This is a genomic window from Aeromonas sp. S15(2024) (assembly GCF_041402265.1).
GTDB lineage: Bacteria > Pseudomonadota > Gammaproteobacteria > Enterobacterales > Aeromonadaceae > Aeromonas > Aeromonas dhakensis.
The window spans coordinates 64,960-83,187 of the sequence record NZ_JBGLQY010000007.1 but is presented as its reverse complement, the minus strand read 5'-3'; the positions used below and the strand labels follow the sequence as shown (position 1 = coordinate 83,187).

The following is an 18,228-nucleotide window of genomic DNA, read 5'->3' as shown; positions in this document are numbered from 1 at the left end:
AAGCTATGGAACAAGTTGATGTGATTGACGGGCAGAGCCCGATCAGCGAGAGCACTGGCCGCCGTGAAGAGCTCAAGGAGCTGATGCTGCAGGGGTTGTGGAAGAACAACCCCTCCCTGGTGCAGGTGCTGGGGCTCTGCCCCACCTTGGCGGTCTCCTCCACCTTCACCAATGCGCTGGGGCTCGGCCTTGCCACCATGGCGGTACTGGTCAGCTCCAACCTCGCCATCTCCCTGGTGCGCAACTGGGTGCCCAAGGATATCCGCATCCCGGTCTACGTGATGATCATCGCGGCCCTGGTGACCAGCGTGCAGCTGTTGATGAACGCCTACACCTACGGCCTCTATCAGGCGCTCGGCATCTTCATCGCCCTCATCGTCACCAACTGCGTCATCATAGGCCGGGCCGAGGCCTATGCCTCCAAGAATCCGCCACTGCTGGCGGCCATCGACGGCTTCATGATGGGACTGGGCTTTACTCTGGTGCTGCTGGTGCTGGGGGGCCTTCGCGAGATCATCGGCATGGGCACCCTGTTTGACGGTGCCGACCTGCTGCTGGGTGAGTGGGCCAAGTCCCTGCGCATTGAGCTGTTCCATGCCGACGCCAGCCTGCTGCTGGCGATCCTGCCCCCTGGCGGCTTCATCGGTCTCGGCCTGATGATCGCCGGCAAGAACGCCATCAACGACTGGATGGGCCGCAAGCAGAGCGCCGAGAAGGCCCACTGCAGCGTGCCGGCCGCGGGCGCCCGCGCGACCCAGCTCTGAGCCAAGAGGGAGCCATGAACAACCAGAAACGCAGACTGATCCTGGAGCGACTGCGGGATGACAATCCCCACCCCACCACAGAGCTCAACTTCACCACGCCGTTCGAGCTGCTGATCGCCGTGCTGCTGTCGGCCCAGGCCACCGATGTGAGCGTCAACAAGGCCACCGACAAGCTCTACCCGGTGGCCAACACCCCGCAGGCCATGCTGGATCTGGGGGTGGACGGGCTCAAGGAGTACATCAAGACCATTGGCCTGTTCAACACCAAGGCCGAGAACGTCATCAAGACCTGCGCCATCCTGCTGGAGCGCCACGGTGGCGAGGTGCCGGAGAATCGCGAGGCCCTCGAGGCCCTGCCCGGTGTCGGCCGCAAGACCGCCAACGTGGTGCTCAACACCGCCTTCGGCTGGCCCACCATCGCCGTCGATACCCATATCTTCCGGGTCTCCAATCGCACCGGCTTTGCGGTGGGCAAGAACGTCGATCAGGTGGAGGAGAAGCTGCTCAAGGTGGTCCCGGCCGAGTTCAAGCTGGATGTGCACCACTGGCTGATCCTGCACGGGCGCTACACCTGTCTGGCCCGCAAGCCGCGCTGTGGCTCCTGCATCATCGAAGATTTGTGTGAGTACAAAGAAAAAGTCTACCCCGAGAGCTGATCCGCAGGGCGAGGCCTGGCTCACAGGCGTCTGCGGACCCAGGCCGAGGGTCATGGATTCAAGGCAGTACCAATCACCAACCCGGAGAATTGAGCAATGAGAATTCTGCATACCATGTTGCGCGTCGGCGATCTGCAACGTTCCATCGACTTCTACACCCGTGTGCTGGGCATGAAACTGCTGCGCAAGAGCGAGAACAGCGAGTACAAGTACACCCTGGCCTTCGTCGGCTACGGCGACGAGAAGGATGAGGCCGTCATCGAGCTCACCTACAACTGGGGCGTGAGCGAGTATGAGCTGGGTTCGGCCTACGGCCACATCGCGCTGGAAGCGGACGACATCTACGGCACCTGCGAGGCGCTGCGCGCCGCCGGTGCCAAGATCACCCGCGAGCCGGGTCCGGTCAAGGGCGGTACCACCGTCATCGCCTTCGTCGAGGATCCGGACGGTTACAAGATTGAACTGATCGCCAAGAAAGATGCCGGCAGCGGCCTTGGCGAGAGCTTCTGATCCAGGCTTGTCCCCGAAAAACCAAAAAGAGCGCCGAGGCGCTCTTTTTTATGGCGAAGATATCGCTCAGATGGCGCCGTTGCGGCCCATGTTGATCACAACCCGCCGGTTCTTGGCACGGCCCCCCTCGGTCTCGTTGGAGGCGACGTGCTGCTTCTCGCCGTGCCCTTCCACCGAAATCTTGCCAGGATCGATGCCGAGATCGACGAACACCTTCTTGATGGCATCGGCCCGCTTCTCCGAGAGCTTCTGGTTCGGCCAGCGGCCGCCGTAGCTGTCGCTGTAGGCGTCGATCACCACCACGTCGATGCTCTTGTCCACCTTCACATACTCGCCGATCATCGCCAGCCGCCGCTTGGAGGCCAGCGACAGCTGATCGCTGTTCTTGTCGTAGGTGAGCACGCTGAAGGCGATGTCGTTGAAACTGTAGGGCAGCAGGCCATTCACGCAGTCCATGAAGGCCTGGTACTTGACCCGGAAATTGACCGAGGAGAGGGAGACCCGCACCGGCCGGTTCTGGCGATACCAGTCGCGATACTGGAAGGTCGGCATGCGCCCCCCCTCCAGCTCGTCCAGCATGGTCCAGGCGGTCTGCCCCTCCACCAGGCCATCAAACTGCTGGTAGAAACGCAGCTGGCTTATCTCCCGACCGGCCAGGCCAGGGCGCCAGATGGGCGGCATGATGCCCAGACTCACCGTCTGGGTCTGGGCCTGCTGGCGCAGCCCCTTGAGTTCGAAGTCCAGATTGATCTTGCGACCGGCGCGGCTGACGAAGGCCCCCGTGCCCCAGCTGGGGATCGGATGCTCGAGCCGGCACTCCACCTGGGTATCAGAGGTCAACCGCCAGACGGATTGATCCAGGCCGGCACCAAATTCGGTGACCCCCGCCTGCAACTGCATACTCACTGATATGCTGACCAACCCCAACACCCAAGCGTTCAACTGCCTGCCCTCCACACGATCTCTGGTTAGGTATCGGCAGGGGCAGGACAAGCTTTAGGTCAAAGCGCTCAATGGGGTGAAGATCCGCCCATCAGCTTGAAGCTGGCGATGCGGCCTGCCAGCTCTCGTGCCAGCTGATCCAGCTCAACGCTGTTCTGCTGCAGGGTCTCCGAGTGCTGGCGATGCGCCTCGTACACCTCGCGGATGGTCATCACGTTGTGCTGGATATCGTCGGTAACGTAGCGCTGCTCCTCGGTGGCGGTGGCCACCTGGGCCGTCATGTCGCTCACCTTGCGCACCTCGTTGACGATGTCGGTCAGCTCGCTGCCCGCCCGCTTGGCTTCGGTCACGCTCAGCCCCGCCTGCTCGGTTCCCAGGTGCATGGCAGTCACCGCCTGATTGGCCCCTTGGCGCAGACGCGCCAGCATCCGCTCGATGTCGTCGGCGGCCTGCTGGGTGCGCGACGCCAGCGCCCGCACCTCTTCCGCCACCACCGCAAAGCCGCGACCGGATTCGCCGGCACGGGCCGCCTCGATGGCCGCGTTGAGGGCCAGCAGGTTGGTGCGATCCGAGATCTGCTTGATGAGGTTGAGGGCTTCCCCCACCGACTCGGTATCCTGATGCAGGCTGTCCACCAGCTGCTGGGTATCGCTCAGGGTACCCGCCACCAGCTGGATGGCGTCTATGGTCTGATCCACCTCCTTGTCCCCCTGCCGGGCCCGGCCGATGGCCTGCTGGGTCGCCAGCGAGGTCTGGGTCGCGTTGCGCGCAATCTCTGCCACCGTCGAGGCCATCTCGGTGGCGGCGGTCGCCACCAGATCCACCTGACCAAAGCCCCTGGCCACCCCGGCGTTCACCTCGGAGATGACGTTGGCCGAGGCAGCGGCGCTGCGGGTCAACACCTCGCAGGAGCGGCGCACCGCCAGCAACAAGCCTTCCAGGTGTTCGAGGAAGTGGTTCAGATCCCGCGCCAGCGCCCCCAGCTCGTCGCCGGATTGCCAGTTGACCCGCACCGTCAGGTCATTCTCCTTCACCAGCCGCTTGAAGGTCTGATGCAGCGCCGTAAAGCCCAGGTGCAGATCCCGCACCACCCGCCAGCAGACGAAGGTGGTCAGTGCCACGCACAGCAAGACCCCGATGGCAGCCCACCAGAAGTCGCTGGCACTCTGGGCCCGCATCTGGTCGACCCGCTCGGACAGCTGCTGATAGAGGCGATCCTCGCTCTGCTTGAGCAGACCGATCTTGTCGGTACTCAAGGCAAACCAGGCTTCGGCATCCACCCCGAAACCACCGGTGGCCGCCTTGTCGAGCGCCAGTTTCTCCATGGCGGCCACCTTGGCTACCACGGGCGAGGCCAGGCTGTCGGCCAGCAGCTGGCGCTGGGAGGGGCTCGCCACCGCCTGGAAGCGTTCGAGATAGGTATTCTGGGCCGCCAGCAGCGAGATGAACTGCTGCAGCAGCGCTGGCGTGAAGCTGTCTCGGCCGAACACGTTGCTCAAGGTTGCCCGCTCCAGCCCCATCCGCTCCTTGCTCTGCAAGAAGGCGGCATAGGCGTTGGTCTGCAGCGCTATGGTGGCATCCCGGCTGTGGATGCTGATCTGATCCACCACCGCCAGCAGGCGGGAGATGATCCGGCTGTAGACGCCGACCTGCTCCGCCACCTCCACCCCCAGCGCACTGACCCGCTCGCGCATGGCCGTCAGTCCGGCCAGCTCCTGCTGCACCTCGCTGAGCGCCAGCAGGGCCGGATCTTGTGCAAAACGCTGCAGCAGGCCATCCACCACCTTGCGCTGGGCCGGCAGGGCATCGCGGAACTTGTTGCCGCCAGAGCCGAGGAAGCCGGCCGACATGCCGCGCTCTTTTTGCAGCTCGTGGGCCAGTTGCGCCGCTTCCCGAACCACATCCAGCGCGGCCTGGGCCTGGCTCATCTCCTGCTCGACCCGATAGCGTTCGTAGACGTACCGGCCGGAGAAAAACAGCAGGGCCAGCAGTGGCAGGCAGACAACCAGCAACATCTTGTGCGCCAATCCCAGCTTCTTCATCCTTGCTCTCCATTCCATTGATTGAGTGGTCAATTATAAGCTCGCGTGTCGATAATAGAATCGGCTAGCGCCTGCGGGGCGGCGGAGATGGGACAAGGGCCCGCTTTTTTGCCATAATGCCGCCTCATTTCACGCCGACCGAGATACCATGACCGACGCAGTTCACACCCTCAAGGGCCGTTTTCGTGGCTTTTACCCCGTCGTCATCGATGTTGAAACCGCCGGGTTCAATGCCAGAACCGACGCTTTGCTGGAGATCGCTGCCCATACCCTCAAGATGGACGAGCAGGGCTGGCTCGTGCCCGATCAGATCTTCCATTTTCATGTCGAACCGTTCGAGGGCGCCAACCTGGAAAAGGCGGCGCTCGACTTCACCGGCATCGACCCCTTCAATCCCCTGCGTGGCGCCGTCAGCGAGAAAGAGGCGCTGACCGAGATCTTCAAGGGCATTCGCAAGGGGATGAAGGAGCAGGATTGCGGCCGCGCCATCATAGTGGCCCACAACGCCACCTTCGATCACGGCTTCGTGATGGCCGCCGCCGAGCGGGCCGGCCTCAAGCGCAATCCGTTCCATCCGTTTGCCACGTTCGATACCGCGGCGCTCTCCGGCCTGGCCTTGGGTCAGACGGTGCTGGCCAAGGCGTGCCAGAGCGCCCGCATCCCGTTCGACAACAAAGAGGCACACTCCGCCCTCTATGACACCGAACGCACCACAGAGCTGTTCTGCCATATCGTCAACCGCTGGAAGAGCCTGGGTGGCTGGCCACCCGCTCACCCGGACAACGAGAGTGACGATGCGGGCGAATAAACCCCGATCTCAAGCAGGCTGCCACGGCAGCCGCTTTTCTTTGCACGGTTTGCCTCTGCTGGTTTATTCCTGATCTGGTTTGACCAGAATAGATAATAAAGTGCCATCCAGCGCCTTTTTTCACGCCTCCGACCCCGTTGTCGGCAGCAGAGCGCCGTGAATGCTGCAGATAGGCCATCAGCCTGATTTTTTACTCGACATTTGTCACATTTTTCGCAAACTAACTGCCTTTCACACGACAGACAGCAACACAAACCATAAGGAAATCAAATGAATCCTGTTGTTATCGCAGTGGCGCTGATGCTGGTGCTCAGCCTGCTGCGGATCAATGTGGTGGTCTCCCTCGCCATCGGCGCCATCGCGGGCGGCCTGATCGGGGGGCTCACCCTTGAGCAGACGCTCTCCACCTTCACCGGTGGCCTGGGTGGCGGCGCCGAGATCGCCCTCTCCTACGCCATGCTGGGTGCCTTCGCCGTCGCCATCTCCCGCTCCGGCATCACCGATCTGCTGGCCCGCAAGGTGATCAGCCAGCTCGGCAAGGATGCCAGCAGCACCCGCATTCTCTGGGTCAAGAGCCTGCTGCTCGCCTCCGTGCTCGCGGTTTCCGTCTCTTCCCAGAACCTGATCCCGGTCCACATCGCCTTCATTCCCATCCTGATCCCGCCGCTGCTGCACGTCATGGCCCAGATGCAGATCGACCGTCGTCAGGTGGCCTGCGTCATCACCTTCGGCCTGACCGCGACCTACATGCTGCTGCCGGTGGGCTTTGGTGGCATCTTCCTCAACAACATCCTGGCCAAGAACCTGATCGACAACGGCGTGCCGGTCGAGCTCAGCCAACTGCCGATGGCGATGGCCATTCCGGTGCTTGGCATGTTCTGCGGCCTGCTCATCGCCGTCTTCTTCAGCTACCGCAAACCGCGCCAGTACGATCTGGAGAAGATCCTGGCCGCCGAGCCGGAGACGGTCGAGCTCAACCTCAATCACATCTGGGTGGCCCTGCTGGCCATCGCCGTGGCGCTGGGGCTACAACTGATGACCAACAGCATAGTGCTGGGGGCCCTGGCGGGTTTCGTCATCTTCACCTGTGGCGGCGTCATCAAGTTTCGCGAGAGTCAGGATGCCTTCACCCAGGGCGTACGCATGATGTCCCTCATCGGCTTCATCATGATCTCCGCCGCCGGTTTTGCCGCCGTGATGAAGGAGACCCACGGGGTCGACAGTCTGGTGCAGTCCGTAGCCGGCATGATGACCGGCCACAAGGGGCTGGCCGCCCTCCTGATGCTGCTGGTGGGCCTGCTCATCACCATGGGGATCGGCTCCTCCTTCTCCACCGTGCCCATCATCGCCACCATCTATGTGCCGCTGTGCATCCAGCTCGGCTTCTCGCCCATGGCCACCATCGCCCTGGTGGGGGCAGCCGGCGCGCTGGGGGATGCGGGCTCGCCCGCCTCGGATTCGACCCTGGGCCCCACCTCGGGCCTCAACGCCGACGGCCAGCACGACCATATCTGGGACAGCGTGGTGCCAACCTTCATCCACTACAACATCCCGCTCATTCTCTTCGGCTGGATTGCCGCCATGGTGCTCTAAGCCGGGCAGCAAGAGACAAGAAAACAAAAAGGCGACCTACGGGTCGCCTTTTTGCTGCCTCGTGCCTGTGTACGCCGGAATATACGAGCGGACAGGCGAGGCACTTTTCCTTCCTGGCTGCTCTGTCGGCCCTCTCTTTCTGCTTCGTTCTCCCCCCTTTGCGCAGGTTCTGCTCGCAACGGCACAAGGCGGCTCATGAGCTGGCAACCTTAGTTACCATCTTGCACCTTGCAGCCGATGCGGATGACGATACCAATACCAATACCGATACCGATACCGATATCGGGCAGCCTGTCGGTGATATCAACGGCGCTCAATGGATGAGCCCCACCAGCACAGCATGGGTAAACCACAGGCAACAAAAAGGCCGCTCGATGAGCGGCCTTTTTAGATAACAATCAGAGCTTAGCTGTCGCGGCGCTTGCCACCGAACTTGCGACCCTTGTCGAAACCGCCTTCACGGCGATCCTTGTTGAAGGGACGGTCACCCTGCGGACGGCGATCCTTGTTGAAAGGACGGTCGCCACGGAACGGACGATCACCGCGCGGCGGACGGCTGCTGGTGTTGCCACCGGCCGGCACCTCGGTGTAGCGGCTGATCTGCAGCGGACGCTGGCAGACACGGGCCTTCTTGATCACTTCCAGCACGTCAGGGCTGATGCCCTTCGGCAGATCGACAGTGGAGAAGTCGTCAGCGATGTCGATGTTGCCGATGAAACGGCTCTCGATGTTCGCTTCGTTGGCGATGGCGCCTACGATCTGGCCCGGCTTGACGCCGTGATGAGCACCCACGTCTACGCGATAGCGCTCCATCTCTACGTCCGGGTTGTCTTTGAGCGGACGCGGCTCAAGAGACGGCATGCGACGGGCCGGGCGATCGCCACGGTCACCGAAGTCACGACCGCCGCGGTCGTTGAACTCACGACGCTCGAAACCACCGCGATCGTTGTTGTTGCTGAACAGCGGATCCGGGATGGAGTCATCCAGCAGCAGCGGCTGATCACCCTGTACCAGCTTGGCCAGTGCAGCAGCCAGCTCCAGCGGATCGGCAGAATCTTCTTCGATCAGCTCGTTCACCAGGTTCACGTAGATCTCGAGCTCTTCGCCCATCATGGTTTCGCGGATGCGCTCCTTGAACTTGGCCAGACGGTGCTGGTTGATGTCCTCGGTGCTCGGCATCTTCATCGGCTCGATGGCCTGACGGGTTGCGTGCTCGATGGCGCGCAGCATGCGGCGCTCGCGCGGTGCCACGAACAGGATGGCCTCGCCCTTGCGACCGGCACGGCCGGTACGGCCGATACGGTGAACATAGGATTCGGTGTCGTACGGAATGTCGTAGTTCACTACGTGGGTGATGCGCTCAACGTCCAGACCACGAGCAACAACATCGGTGGCGATCAGGATGTCCAGCTGGCCCTGACGCAGCTTGTCGACGGTACGCTCACGCAGCTTCTGCGGGATGTCACCATGCAGCGCTTCACAGGCGTGGCCACGAGCAGCCAGCTTGCCGGCCAGCTCTTCGGCGGCGTTCTTGGTACGCACGAACACCAGCAGGGCTTCGTAGGGTTCCACTTCCAGCAGACGGGTCATGGCGTCCAGCTTGTGCAGACCGGTCACCTGCCAGTAGCGCTGGCGAATGGTGGTGGCGGTAGCAGTCTTGGAGGCGATCTTGATCTCTTTGGGCTGCTTCAGGTGCTTCTGGGCCACGCGACGGATCTGCTCCGGCATGGTGGCAGAAAACAGGGCAACCTGACGACCGGCCGGGCACTGATCCATGATCCAGTCCACGTCGTCGATGAAGCCCATGCGCAGCATTTCGTCCGCTTCGTCCAGCACCAGGGCTTTCAGACCGGAGAGGTCCAGGTTCTTGCGACGGATCAGATCCATCACACGGCCCGGAGTACCCACGACAACCTGAGCACCGCGACGCAGGGCGCGGGTCTGGGTTTCGTAGGAGGCGCCGCCGTAGATGGGCAGCACGTGGAAATCAGGCATGTGGTGGGCATAGCGTTGGCACGCTTCAGCCACCTGCAGGGCCAGCTCACGGGTAGGCGCCAGCACCAGGATCTGGGTGTTGCGGTTACCAGCTTCCAGACGAGACAACAGAGGCAAGGCAAAAGCAGCGGTCTTCCCTGTACCGGTTTGCGCCTGCCCCAGCAGATCGTGGCCCGCCATCAGGTGGGGAATTGCTGCGGCCTGGATGGGGGACGGGCGCTCATAGCCCACGTCCTGCAGCGCTTTCAGTACAGGCGCGGCCAGTCCAAGCTCACTAAAAAGGGGCAGTTGTTCGGTATCAGACATAGATTCTTCCAGATTAAGGCAGGCGGCTAACACCGCGGAATAGCAAAAAGGCGGCGATTATAGCGCCACTTTGTTCTGCTGTCTTGAAAAATGTGATAGGCCTCTCAAGACGTTGGCAATTATAGAGGGATCTGACGACTATGGCTTGCTTATTTTTCACTCATGGTGCGTGATTGCGGATCACGCTTCGCCAGAGTCCTTGTCCCGCTTGTGCTTGAGCACCGCCATGGTGAGCCGGCTGGTGCACAATAAACGACCACGTTCATCGCGAATTTCTATCTGCCACACCTGAGTGGTCGCCCCCAGATGCAGCGGTGCGCAGTGCCCCGTCACCACCCCTTCCCGCTTGGCCCTCAAGTGGTTGGCATTGACCTCCAGCCCCACGCAGTAACTATCAGGTCCGACCGCCATGTTGGCCGCCAAGGAACCCAGCGTCTCCGCCAGCACCACGGAGGCACCGCCGTGCAACATGCCGAGCGGCTGATGGGTGCGGTGATCCACCGGCATGGTGGCCTCCAACCAGTCAGGGCCAAAGGCGGTGTAGACGATGTCGAGGTGGGCCATCAGGGTATTGCGGGAGCTGGCGTTGAGCCCCTCAAGGCTCATGGGCTTGCGCCAGATGGGGGCGTTCTCTTGACTCATGACGAGCTGACTCCTTCTGTGATCAATGGGTTATCGCTGCGCCGTAGCGGCAAACCAGCAGTGTCGGCGAAAAAGGCATAAAAAAAAAGATGCCCCGCTTGAGGGGGCATCTTCAGGGCTGGCCGGCTGGCCAGGCCCTGTCACCAGGGGTAGGTCACCCCAGGCCACTCGGCCCAGGGGACGTCCCGCCCCGGCAGGCTCGGCTCGGGCCACTGCCACACCTTGCCAAGCCAGGCGCGCAGTTCGGCCTCCAGTTCGACATCGGTGAGCGGCGCCTCAGCCACCTTCCAGAAGAAGAGCTCCACCGCCACCTCCGGCAGCACCGAGGGGTAGAGGTAAACCCCGCCCCAAAACTCGGGTTCCCGCGCCGGGCTCCAGAGGCCATAGGCAAAGGAGCGTTTGGCCAGAAATTCGGAGCGCTGCCACTCCAGATCGGCCTCGTGCTGGCTCAGGCTGAAATTGGCGGAGGGCCACACATCGTCCGGGCGAAACAGCTGATGAAGCAGCTCGCGCTCGCGCAGCATGGCGACGAACTCCACCACCGCCTGGGCCGGGCTGACCGGCAGCAGCAGGAAGTGCGGGTGCCGATAGGCTTGCGGCACCCGAAACCGCTTGGGCAGGGTCAGCATCAGAGCAGTTCCAGCAGGGCCTGCAACGGATGCTTGAGTTTCTCCCCCTCCATCCGCTTGACCTGGCTGCGGCACGAATAACCGGTGGCCAGGCAGCGATCCTTGGGCAGGCGCGCCAGCGGCTCGGCCCAGCTCAGGCCATAGATGCCTTTGGAGTTCTCCACCTGTTTGGCGTCGTGGCCATAGGTACCGGCCATGCCGCAGCAGCCCACCGAGACCGGCTGCAGCGTGGCACCGAAACGGCGGAACAGAGTGCTCCAGTCACCGTGGGTGGTGGGCTTGGCGGTCTTCTCGGTGCAGTGAGCGAACAGATACCAGGGTTCGCGGCCCGCCTCTTCCCGCACCGGTAGCGCCTCGGCCGGCAGGGAGAGCAACCACTCCTGGGGCAACATCACCTGGAAGTCGCCGCGAGCGGGGCCGAGTGCCTTCACGTATTCATCTCGATAGCAGAGCACCAGGGAGGGATCGACCCCCACCATGGGGATGCCAAGCGCCGCCACCTTGTTGAGGAACTGGGCGCTGCTGGCCGCGGTACGGGCAAAGGCGCGCAGGAAACCCTTCACGTGCTGGGGCTTGCCGTTGGGTTTGAACGGCAGCAGATAGGGCTGCAGGCCGAGCTTGCTGGCCAGCTTCACCAGGTCCCGCACCACGGGGGCGTCGTAGTAGCTGGTGAAGGGATCCTGCACGATGAGCACCACTTTTTGGCGCTGCTCTGGGCTCATGGCCTCCAGACCCGGCAGATCGAAATAGCGGGCGCGGTGATCCCGCAGCTCCTCGGCCAGGGTCGGCACGCTCAAGAGCGGCACGTCCACCATGCCGATGCTCTTCTCGGTTGCCTTCTGGGCCCACTCTTTTTCGAGGAAAAAGTTGACCAGTTTCGGCGCCTTGGCCAGCAGAGGGGCATAGCTCTCCACCGTGCCGACGAAGTAATCCTTGGGTCCACGCAGATAGCGGCTGTGGTAGAGCTGCATGAAGCGGGCGCGGAAGGTGGGCACATCCACCTTGATGGGGCACTGGCTGGTGCACGCCTTGCACGCCAGGCACCCCTCCATTGCCTCCATCACCTCGTGGGAGAAGTCATACTGGCCCCGGGCGCGGGCCACCGTATTGCGGAACTTGTCGACAATCTGCTTGAAGCGCAGACCGCCGCTTTGCAGCGCCACCTCTTCGGCAAGAGGGTCGAAACCCTGCTCCGCCAGCTGGCGCAGCCATTCGCGCATCAGACCGGCCCGCCCCTTGGGGGAGTGGCGGCGATCGCGGCTGATCTTGACCGAGGGGCACATGGGGGAGTCGGTCTCGAAGGTAAAGCACAGACCGTTGCCGTTGCAATCCAGCGCCCGGGTATAGCTGGTGCGCACCGCCAGCGGGATCTGGCGGTCAAACTTGCCGCGCTTGGGCCCATCCACCGAGACAAGCTCGGCACCACTGCCATAAGGCATGCAGATCTTGCCCGGGTTGATGCGATTGGCCGGGTCGAACGCCCCCTTGACCCGTTGCAACTCCTCCCACAGCTCGCCGAAGAAGGCGGGGCTGTATTCGGAGCGAAAGCCCTTGCCGTGCTCCCCCCACATCAGGCCGCCATATTTGGCGGTGAGCGCCACCACTTGATCGGAGATGCGCCGCAGCAGCACCTCCTGCTCGGGATCGCACAGATCGAGCGCCGGGCGCACGTGCAGCACCCCGGCATCGACGTGGCCGAACATGCCGTAGTCAAGGCCGTGAGCATCCAGCAAGGCACGAAACTCCATGATGAAGTCGGCCAGGGATTCCGGCGGCACGGCGGTGTCTTCGGTGAAGGCCACCGGCTTCTTGCGCCCCTCGGCGTTGCCGAGCAGCCCCACCGACTTCTTGCGCATGCCGTAGATGGTCTCGATGCTCGGCAGATGGTCGCACACCTGATAGCCGATGACCCCGGCCTCACCACGCGCCAGCAGGCCGTCGATACGCCGGCACAGCTCGGCTACCTTGGCCTTGTGCGCATCCTCGTCGGTGTCGGCAAACTCGACGATGTTGAGCCCCTGCAGATCCTTGCCGGGTACGTCCTGGATGAGATCCTTCACCGAGTGCCAGATGATGTCGGCGCGGGCCAGCCCCAACACCCGGGAGTCCACCGTCTCCACCGACAGGGCGTGCGCCTCCACCATAAAGGGGGCGTTGCGCAGGGCCGACGGGAAGCTGTCGTACTTGACGTTGACGAGCGTGCGGTAGCGCGGGATGGGGGTGATGTTGAGCCTGGCTTCGGTGATGAAGCCCAAGGAGCCTTCCGAGCCGCACAGCACCCGGCTCACGTCCAGGGTGTCGCTCTCTGGAATATAAAGGTGCTTGAGATCGTATCCGGTCAGAAAGCGGTTGAGTTTGGGGAAGGTGGCCTCGATGTCGGCGCGCCGCTCGCGGCCTATGCGATAGAGGGTGCGATAGATCTCCCCCTCCCGGCACTCTAGCGCCAGCTTGTCGGCCAGTCGCTCACCGGTCACCGGCTCGGTGGCCATGAGTTCGCCGTTTTCCAGCACGGCCTTGAGACCCAGCACGTGATCCGAGGTCTTGCCGTACACCAGCGACCCCTGCCCGGAGGCGTCGGTGTTGACCATGCCCCCCAGGGTGGCGCGGTTGGAGGTGGATAGATCCGGCGAGAAGAAGTAGCCATGAGGCTTCAAATAGGCGTTGAGCTGATCCTTCACCACCCCGGCCTGGGCTCGCACCCAACCCTCTTCCAGATTAATTTCCATGATCTGGTTCATATGGCGCGAGAGATCGACGATAATGCCGCCGCCCAAGGATTGACCATTGGTGCCGGTACCGCCGCCGCGAGGGAAGAAACTCAAGGCTGCGTACTCGGGCCCCTGGGCCAGCTTGAGCATCACCGCTATATCGTCCGCGCTGCGCGGATAGAGAACCGCCTGAGGTACGACCTGATAGACGCTGTTATCCGTCGCCATCGCCAACCGGCTTGCATAAGACTTTTCGATATCACCACGAAATGCTGATCGCGCCAGCAACTCAAGAAACTGCAGGGTTGTAGGTGACAAACTGTCCTGGTAATCGAGTCTCGGGATCATGAATCCTTGTTCCCATCCTTTGCTTGATGCCGGCATTCCGGCGACAACGACCGTTCGGGCCAGCCTCTTCGCGGGCCCCCGAACCAGTCCGCTCACATGTGAGCGGGCAGTATATCAGCTAGAAAACCGCTTGCGCGCGCAATCTTCACCATTTGAAAGGAGGACTTTTATGGCTCACTACAGCCATGTTATCAGTACGCTTATCCGCACCGAAAAACAGGCGCTGACCCTGTCGCTGTTTGGTTGCATCACCTTTGCCATCTTCGGCATCGGCTATGGCCTCTTCGTCGGATCCAACGCCATCATGCTGGACGGCATCTTCACCCTGTTCAGCATGGGCATGACGGGGCTGGGGCTCATCACCGCCTACCTGGTCACCCGCCCCTCCGACGCCCGTTTTCAATACGGCTACGCCCACTTCGAACCCATCGCCAACGTCATCAACGGCACCATCATTCTGCTGCTCTGTCTGGCGGCGCTCTACAACGGCCTGACCACCCTGCTGGCGGGGGGACGGGAGATCGATCTCGGCCACGCCCTCATCTATGCCGTCGTCTCCACCTTCTTCTGCGGCATCATCTATCTGGTCGAGGCCAACGTGGCCGAGCGGGTCAACTCAGAGCTGGTGCGGGTGGACTCCAAGGAGTGGCTGGTGGACACCCTGCTCAGCACCACCCTGCTCATCGGCTTCGTGGTCGCCATTGGCCTCGATGCCATCGGCTACGGCCACTACAACCGCTACATAGACCCGCTGCTGGTCTCTCTCTTGGCCCTGTGCGCCACCCTCATTCCCATCAAGGTGCTCGGTCGCAACCTGCGGGAAGTGCTGAAAATTGCCCCCAAGGGGGACGTCTCCCGGCTGGTGGCAAACGAAGTCGAGGCCCTGCGTCTGCGCCATGGCGTCGAGTGCTACAGCCATCTGGCGAAAAGCGGCCGCCGCTTCGATCTCGAGCTCAATATCCTGGTGGCGCCGGGTCAGGAGTGGCCCATCGAGCGCCAGGATGCCCTGCGCCAGGAGCTCTGGTCCCGCCTCGGCGATACCCTGGGGGACGCCTGGCTGTCGGTCTGTTTCACCCGCGAAAAGCGCTGGCTGTAACCGCCGCTTTAACTACCGCTTGGGGGAGGCCAGCCGCCGCCTCCCCCTGTCATCACATCTTCATGGCTTCCCTCTTGCCAAAACGGCGCCAACCGCTATCATCAGGGCTCACTTTTAACCCGAGGTTTTATTGCCCATCATGGACAATCCCCGAAGTTGCCCTTCGTTTCTTCCCGTCAAAACCTATCTCTATCTGCTTAATCAGCGCCTCTGAATAACGTCATAGCCTTGCTGTCACTACGGCCGTCGTGCGCCGTGATCACTCTTTGCTCTGTCTGTTTTTATTGAGGTCACTACATGGAATTGCTGCTGGATCCCCACATCTGGATCGGTCTGTTTACCCTGATCGTTCTGGAAATCGTGCTCGGGATCGACAACCTGGTCTTCATCGCCATCCTGGTGAAAAAACTGCCCCCCGCCCAGCGGGACAAGGCCCGCATCATCGGCCTGTCGCTGGCCCTGCTGATGCGCCTGGGGCTCCTGAGCGTCATGTCCTGGCTGGTCACCCTGACCACCCCCATACTGCACATCTGGGATCACCCCTTCTCCGGACGGGACCTGATCCTGATGGGGGGCGGCCTGTTCCTGCTGTTCAAGGCCACCTCCGAGCTGCACGAGCGGCTGGAGGCCAAGCCGCCCGAAGAGGGGCCGGTCGGCGTCTACGCCAGCTTTGGGGTGGTGATCACCCAGATCCTGGTGCTGGATGCCATCTTCTCGCTGGATTCCATCATCACCGCCGTCGGCATGGTGGAACAGCTCGGCGTCATGATGGCGGCCGTGACCATCGCCATGGTGGTGATGGTGCTCGCCTCCAAGCCGCTGACCCGCTTCGTCAACGCCCACCCCACAGTGGTGGTGCTCTGTCTGAGCTTCCTCTTGATGATCGGCTTCAGCCTGGTGGCGGAAGGGTTCGGTTTCCATATTCCGAAGGGCTACCTCTATGCGGCCATCGGCTTCTCGGTGCTGATCGAGTTCTTCAACCAGCTCTCCCAGCGCAGTGCCGAGCGCCACGAGGCCAAGCTGCCCCTGCGCGAGCGCACCACCGCCGCCATCTTCAAGCTGATGGGCAGCAAGGCGTATCAGGACAAACCGGACGACGATCTGGATGCCCCCGCCCCCGAGCCGGTGAGCTTTGGCGAGGAGGAGCGCTACATGGTGACCGGGGTGCTGTCGCTGGCCGATCGCTCCATCCGTACCATCATGACCCCGCGCTCCGAGATGGCCTGGATCGACGTCAACGACACCGATGACGAGATCCGCGCCCTGCTGAAGCAGGAGCCCCACAGCCTGTTCCCGGTCTGTGACGGCGATCTGGACGAGGTGATCGGGGTGGTCAAGGCGCGCGACCTGCTGTTTGCCCTCAACGAGGGGCAGTCCCTGAGCGCGCTGGCCAAACAGAACGACCCCATTATCGTGCCGCAGACCATCAACGTGATCAGGTTGCTGGCGGAGCTGCGACAGGCCAAGGGCAGCCTCATCCTGGTGGCCGACGAGTTCGGCATCATCCAGGGGCTGGTGACCACCCACGACCTGCTGGAGGCCATCGTCGGCGAGCTGCCCGATGAAGATGAAACGCCGGACATGGTCCGCGACGGGGCTGGCTGGCTCATCAACGGCAGCACCAACATCCACCACGTGGAGCAGGTGCTGGAGCACGAAGGGCTGGTGAGCGAGAGCGACGAATACGTGACCCTCGCCGGCATGCTGCTCTCCCACTTCGGCACCCTGCCCGCCCCGGGCCAGCAGCTGCAACTGCAGCAGCTCTGCTTCGAGGTAGTCGAGGTGAGTGAGCGGCGTATCGAGCGGGTGCGCGTCATGCCGCTGGCGGCCTGACGCCATCTCGTAAACCCTGCTGCAAAAGGGGACCTTGCCGGTCCCCTTTTCTATTTATCCCCCCCTTTCTCCTCTCTCATTTCGCCATTGCTGTCATCAGCGCAATTCTTTTCTGCAATTACCCCTCTTTTTCGCAAGGGATGCCAGCACTAGAGTGAGCCCATCATCACCATGAGGAATTCACCATGCACCACGATCACCTGTTCTGCCCCCTGCGCCTCGGCCAGCTGCACCTCAACAATCGCATCGTCATGCCCCCCATGACCCGCTCCCGCGCCAGCCAGCCCGGTGACGTGGCCAACGCCATGATGGCCACCTACTACGCCCAGCGCGCAGGGGCCGGTCTCATCATCAGCGAAGGCACCCAGATTGACCCCATGGGCAAGGGCTACGCCTGGACGCCGGGGATCCACAGCGCCGAACAAGTGGCCGGCTGGAAGCTGGTGACCGACGCCGTGCACGCCAAGGGCGGCACCATGTTCGCCCAGCTCTGGCACGTGGGCCGGGTCACTCACCCCGACAACCTCGGCGGCGCCCAGCCCATCTCCTCCTCGGCCATTCAGGCCAAAGGGGTCAAGGTGTTCGTCGACAACGGCAGCGACGCCCCCGGGTTTGTCGAGACCGTCACCCCGCGCGCCATGACCCAGGCCGACATCGACCAGGTGGTGGGGCAGTTTCGCCAGGCGGCCCGCAACGCCATGCTGGCCGGCTTTGACGGCATCGAGCTGCACGCCGCCAACGGCTACCTCATCAACCAGTTCCTCGACTCCGAGTCCAATACCCGCACTGACGGCTACGGCGGCTCGCTCGAAAATCGGCTGCGCTTCTTGAAAGAGGTGACCGAGGCGGTCTGCAGCGAGATCGGGGCCGACCGGGTCGGGGTGCGCCTCGCGCCGCTCACCACCTTGAACGGCACCGTGGATGCCAACCCGCAGGAGACCTATCTGGCCGCCGCCCGCCTGCTGGGCCGGCTCGACGTGGTCTACCTGCACGTTGCCGAGGCGGACTGGGACGACGCCCCGCTGATGGCTGAGAGCTTCAAACAGGGGCTGCGCGATGCCTTCCCCAACACCCTCATCTACGCAGGCAAGTATGACGGCGAGCGCGCCCGGGCGGCGCTCGAGGCGGGCTGGGCCGACATGATAGGCTTCGGTCGCCCCTTCGTGGCCAACCCAGACCTGCCCGAGCGGCTGCGCCACGGCTATCCGCTGGCCCCTCACGATCCGGCCACCCTGTTCGGCGGTGGCGAGAAGGGCCTGACCGACTACCCGACCTATCAGGCAATCGCCCAGCCCCACACGGCCTGAATCAAACCCGCCCAGGCATAAAAAACGCGCCCACCATCACTGGTGGGCG

14 protein-coding genes are annotated in these 18,228 nt (G+C 62.8%); 8 read left to right on the top strand and 6 right to left on the bottom strand.

Translation table 11 applies throughout. The annotated features are described in order from the left end of the window. Positions 1-5: 5 nt before the first annotated feature. The 3 genes from ACB033_RS15245 to gloA all read left to right on the top strand — a co-directional run bounded on the left by ACB033_RS15245 (position 6) and on the right by gloA (position 1,930). Positions 6-764 carry an electron transport complex subunit E gene (locus ACB033_RS15245; protein WP_005302275.1) on the top strand — a complete coding sequence of 253 codons (759 nt, stop codon included), beginning with the start codon at positions 6-8 and terminating at the stop codon, positions 762-764. A gap of 14 nt (positions 765-778) precedes the next feature. Then, on the top strand, positions 779-1,420 hold the full coding sequence (nth, locus tag ACB033_RS15240; protein WP_017778817.1) for an endonuclease III: 642 nt from the start codon (positions 779-781) through the stop codon (positions 1,418-1,420). A gap of 96 nt (positions 1,421-1,516) precedes the next feature. Further along, on the top strand, positions 1,517-1,930 hold the full coding sequence (gene gloA / locus ACB033_RS15235) for a lactoylglutathione lyase (protein ID WP_005302282.1): 414 nt from the start codon (positions 1,517-1,519) through the stop codon (positions 1,928-1,930). Positions 1,931-1,996: 66 nt separating this feature from the next. Here the strand turns inward: gloA and ACB033_RS15230 are convergent, their stop codons facing one another. Together ACB033_RS15230 and ACB033_RS15225 are read right to left on the bottom strand one after the other, a co-directional pair. Next, complete coding sequence (locus ACB033_RS15230) at positions 1,997-2,872, bottom strand: OmpA family protein (RefSeq protein WP_005302285.1); 876 nt, start codon at positions 2,870-2,872, stop codon at positions 1,997-1,999. A gap of 68 nt (positions 2,873-2,940) precedes the next feature. Beyond that, positions 2,941-4,914 carry a methyl-accepting chemotaxis protein gene (locus tag ACB033_RS15225; RefSeq protein WP_024941106.1) on the bottom strand — a complete coding sequence of 658 codons (1,974 nt, stop codon included), beginning with the start codon at positions 4,912-4,914 and terminating at the stop codon, positions 2,941-2,943. A gap of 148 nt (positions 4,915-5,062) precedes the next feature. Between ACB033_RS15225 and rnt the strand changes: the two genes are divergently transcribed. Together rnt and ACB033_RS15215 are read left to right on the top strand one after the other, a co-directional pair. Beyond that, positions 5,063-5,722: a ribonuclease T gene (gene rnt, locus ACB033_RS15220; RefSeq protein WP_017764203.1), complete on the top strand. Its 660-nt coding sequence runs from the start codon at positions 5,063-5,065 to the stop codon at positions 5,720-5,722. Between the two features lie 270 nt (positions 5,723-5,992). After that, complete coding sequence (locus ACB033_RS15215; RefSeq protein WP_010633627.1) at positions 5,993-7,315, top strand: Na+/H+ antiporter family protein; 1,323 nt, start codon at positions 5,993-5,995, stop codon at positions 7,313-7,315. Between the two features lie 405 nt (positions 7,316-7,720). Here ACB033_RS15215 and ACB033_RS15210 read toward each other — a convergent pair whose 3' ends face one another. The 4 genes from ACB033_RS15210 to ACB033_RS15195 all read right to left on the bottom strand — a co-directional run bounded on the left by ACB033_RS15210 (position 7,721) and on the right by ACB033_RS15195 (position 13,943). After that, a complete protein-coding gene (locus tag ACB033_RS15210) occupies positions 7,721-9,616 on the bottom strand; it encodes a DEAD/DEAH box helicase (protein WP_005302298.1) in 1,896 nt (631 codons plus the stop codon). A gap of 180 nt (positions 9,617-9,796) precedes the next feature. Then, the gene (locus ACB033_RS15205; protein ID WP_139724037.1) at positions 9,797-10,258 is read right to left on the bottom strand and encodes a hotdog fold thioesterase; all 462 of its coding nucleotides are present in this window, start codon (positions 10,256-10,258) and stop codon (positions 9,797-9,799) included. A 140-nt stretch (positions 10,259-10,398) separates the two neighbouring features. Further along, positions 10,399-10,887 carry a hypothetical protein gene (locus ACB033_RS15200; protein ID WP_024941104.1) on the bottom strand — a complete coding sequence of 163 codons (489 nt, stop codon included), beginning with the start codon at positions 10,885-10,887 and terminating at the stop codon, positions 10,399-10,401. Beyond that, entirely contained in the window at positions 10,887-13,943 is a 3,057-nt protein-coding gene (locus tag ACB033_RS15195) for an FAD-binding and (Fe-S)-binding domain-containing protein (protein WP_162519784.1), read from the bottom strand. Before ACB033_RS15195 ends, ACB033_RS15200 begins: the two co-directional genes overlap by 1 nt. Positions 13,944-14,112: 169 nt before the next feature. Here ACB033_RS15195 and ACB033_RS15190 point away from each other — a divergent pair, with 169 nt between their 5' ends. The 3 genes from ACB033_RS15190 (at position 14,113) to ACB033_RS15180 (ending at position 18,179) form a co-directional block, all read left to right on the top strand. Then, on the top strand, positions 14,113-15,039 hold the full coding sequence (locus tag ACB033_RS15190; RefSeq protein WP_010633622.1) for a cation diffusion facilitator family transporter: 927 nt from the start codon (positions 14,113-14,115) through the stop codon (positions 15,037-15,039). Positions 15,040-15,336: 297 nt separating this feature from the next. After that, positions 15,337-16,872 carry a TerC family protein gene (locus tag ACB033_RS15185; protein WP_017778811.1) on the top strand — a complete coding sequence of 512 codons (1,536 nt, stop codon included), beginning with the start codon at positions 15,337-15,339 and terminating at the stop codon, positions 16,870-16,872. Between the two features lie 185 nt (positions 16,873-17,057). After that, a complete protein-coding gene (locus tag ACB033_RS15180) occupies positions 17,058-18,179 on the top strand; it encodes an alkene reductase (protein WP_139724033.1) in 1,122 nt (373 codons plus the stop codon). Positions 18,180-18,228 lie beyond the last annotated feature (49 nt).

What these genes read in the sequence shown, in the direction of transcription:
- ACB033_RS15245 (WP_005302275.1), top strand. Translation starts at nt 6, where the DNA reads ATGGAACAAGTTGATGTGATTGACGGGCAGAGCCCGATCAGCGAGAGC.
- nth (WP_017778817.1), top strand. Translation starts at nt 779, where the DNA reads ATGAACAACCAGAAACGCAGACTGATCCTGGAGCGACTGCGGGATGAC.
- gloA (WP_005302282.1), top strand. Translation starts at nt 1,517, where the DNA reads ATGAGAATTCTGCATACCATGTTGCGCGTCGGCGATCTGCAACGTTCC.
- ACB033_RS15225 (WP_024941106.1), bottom strand. Translation starts at nt 4,914, where the DNA reads ATGAAGAAGCTGGGATTGGCGCACAAGATGTTGCTGGTTGTCTGCCTG.
- rnt (WP_017764203.1), top strand. Translation starts at nt 5,063, where the DNA reads ATGACCGACGCAGTTCACACCCTCAAGGGCCGTTTTCGTGGCTTTTAC.
- ACB033_RS15215 (WP_010633627.1), top strand. Translation starts at nt 5,993, where the DNA reads ATGAATCCTGTTGTTATCGCAGTGGCGCTGATGCTGGTGCTCAGCCTG.
- ACB033_RS15210 (WP_005302298.1), bottom strand. Translation starts at nt 9,616, where the DNA reads ATGTCTGATACCGAACAACTGCCCCTTTTTAGTGAGCTTGGACTGGCC.
- ACB033_RS15205 (WP_139724037.1), bottom strand. Translation starts at nt 10,258, where the DNA reads ATGAGTCAAGAGAACGCCCCCATCTGGCGCAAGCCCATGAGCCTTGAG.
- ACB033_RS15200 (WP_024941104.1), bottom strand. Translation starts at nt 10,887, where the DNA reads ATGCTGACCCTGCCCAAGCGGTTTCGGGTGCCGCAAGCCTATCGGCAC.
- ACB033_RS15195 (WP_162519784.1), bottom strand. Translation starts at nt 13,943, where the DNA reads ATGATCCCGAGACTCGATTACCAGGACAGTTTGTCACCTACAACCCTG.
- ACB033_RS15190 (WP_010633622.1), top strand. Translation starts at nt 14,113, where the DNA reads ATGGCTCACTACAGCCATGTTATCAGTACGCTTATCCGCACCGAAAAA.
- ACB033_RS15185 (WP_017778811.1), top strand. Translation starts at nt 15,337, where the DNA reads ATGGAATTGCTGCTGGATCCCCACATCTGGATCGGTCTGTTTACCCTG.
- ACB033_RS15180 (WP_139724033.1), top strand. Translation starts at nt 17,058, where the DNA reads ATGCACCACGATCACCTGTTCTGCCCCCTGCGCCTCGGCCAGCTGCAC.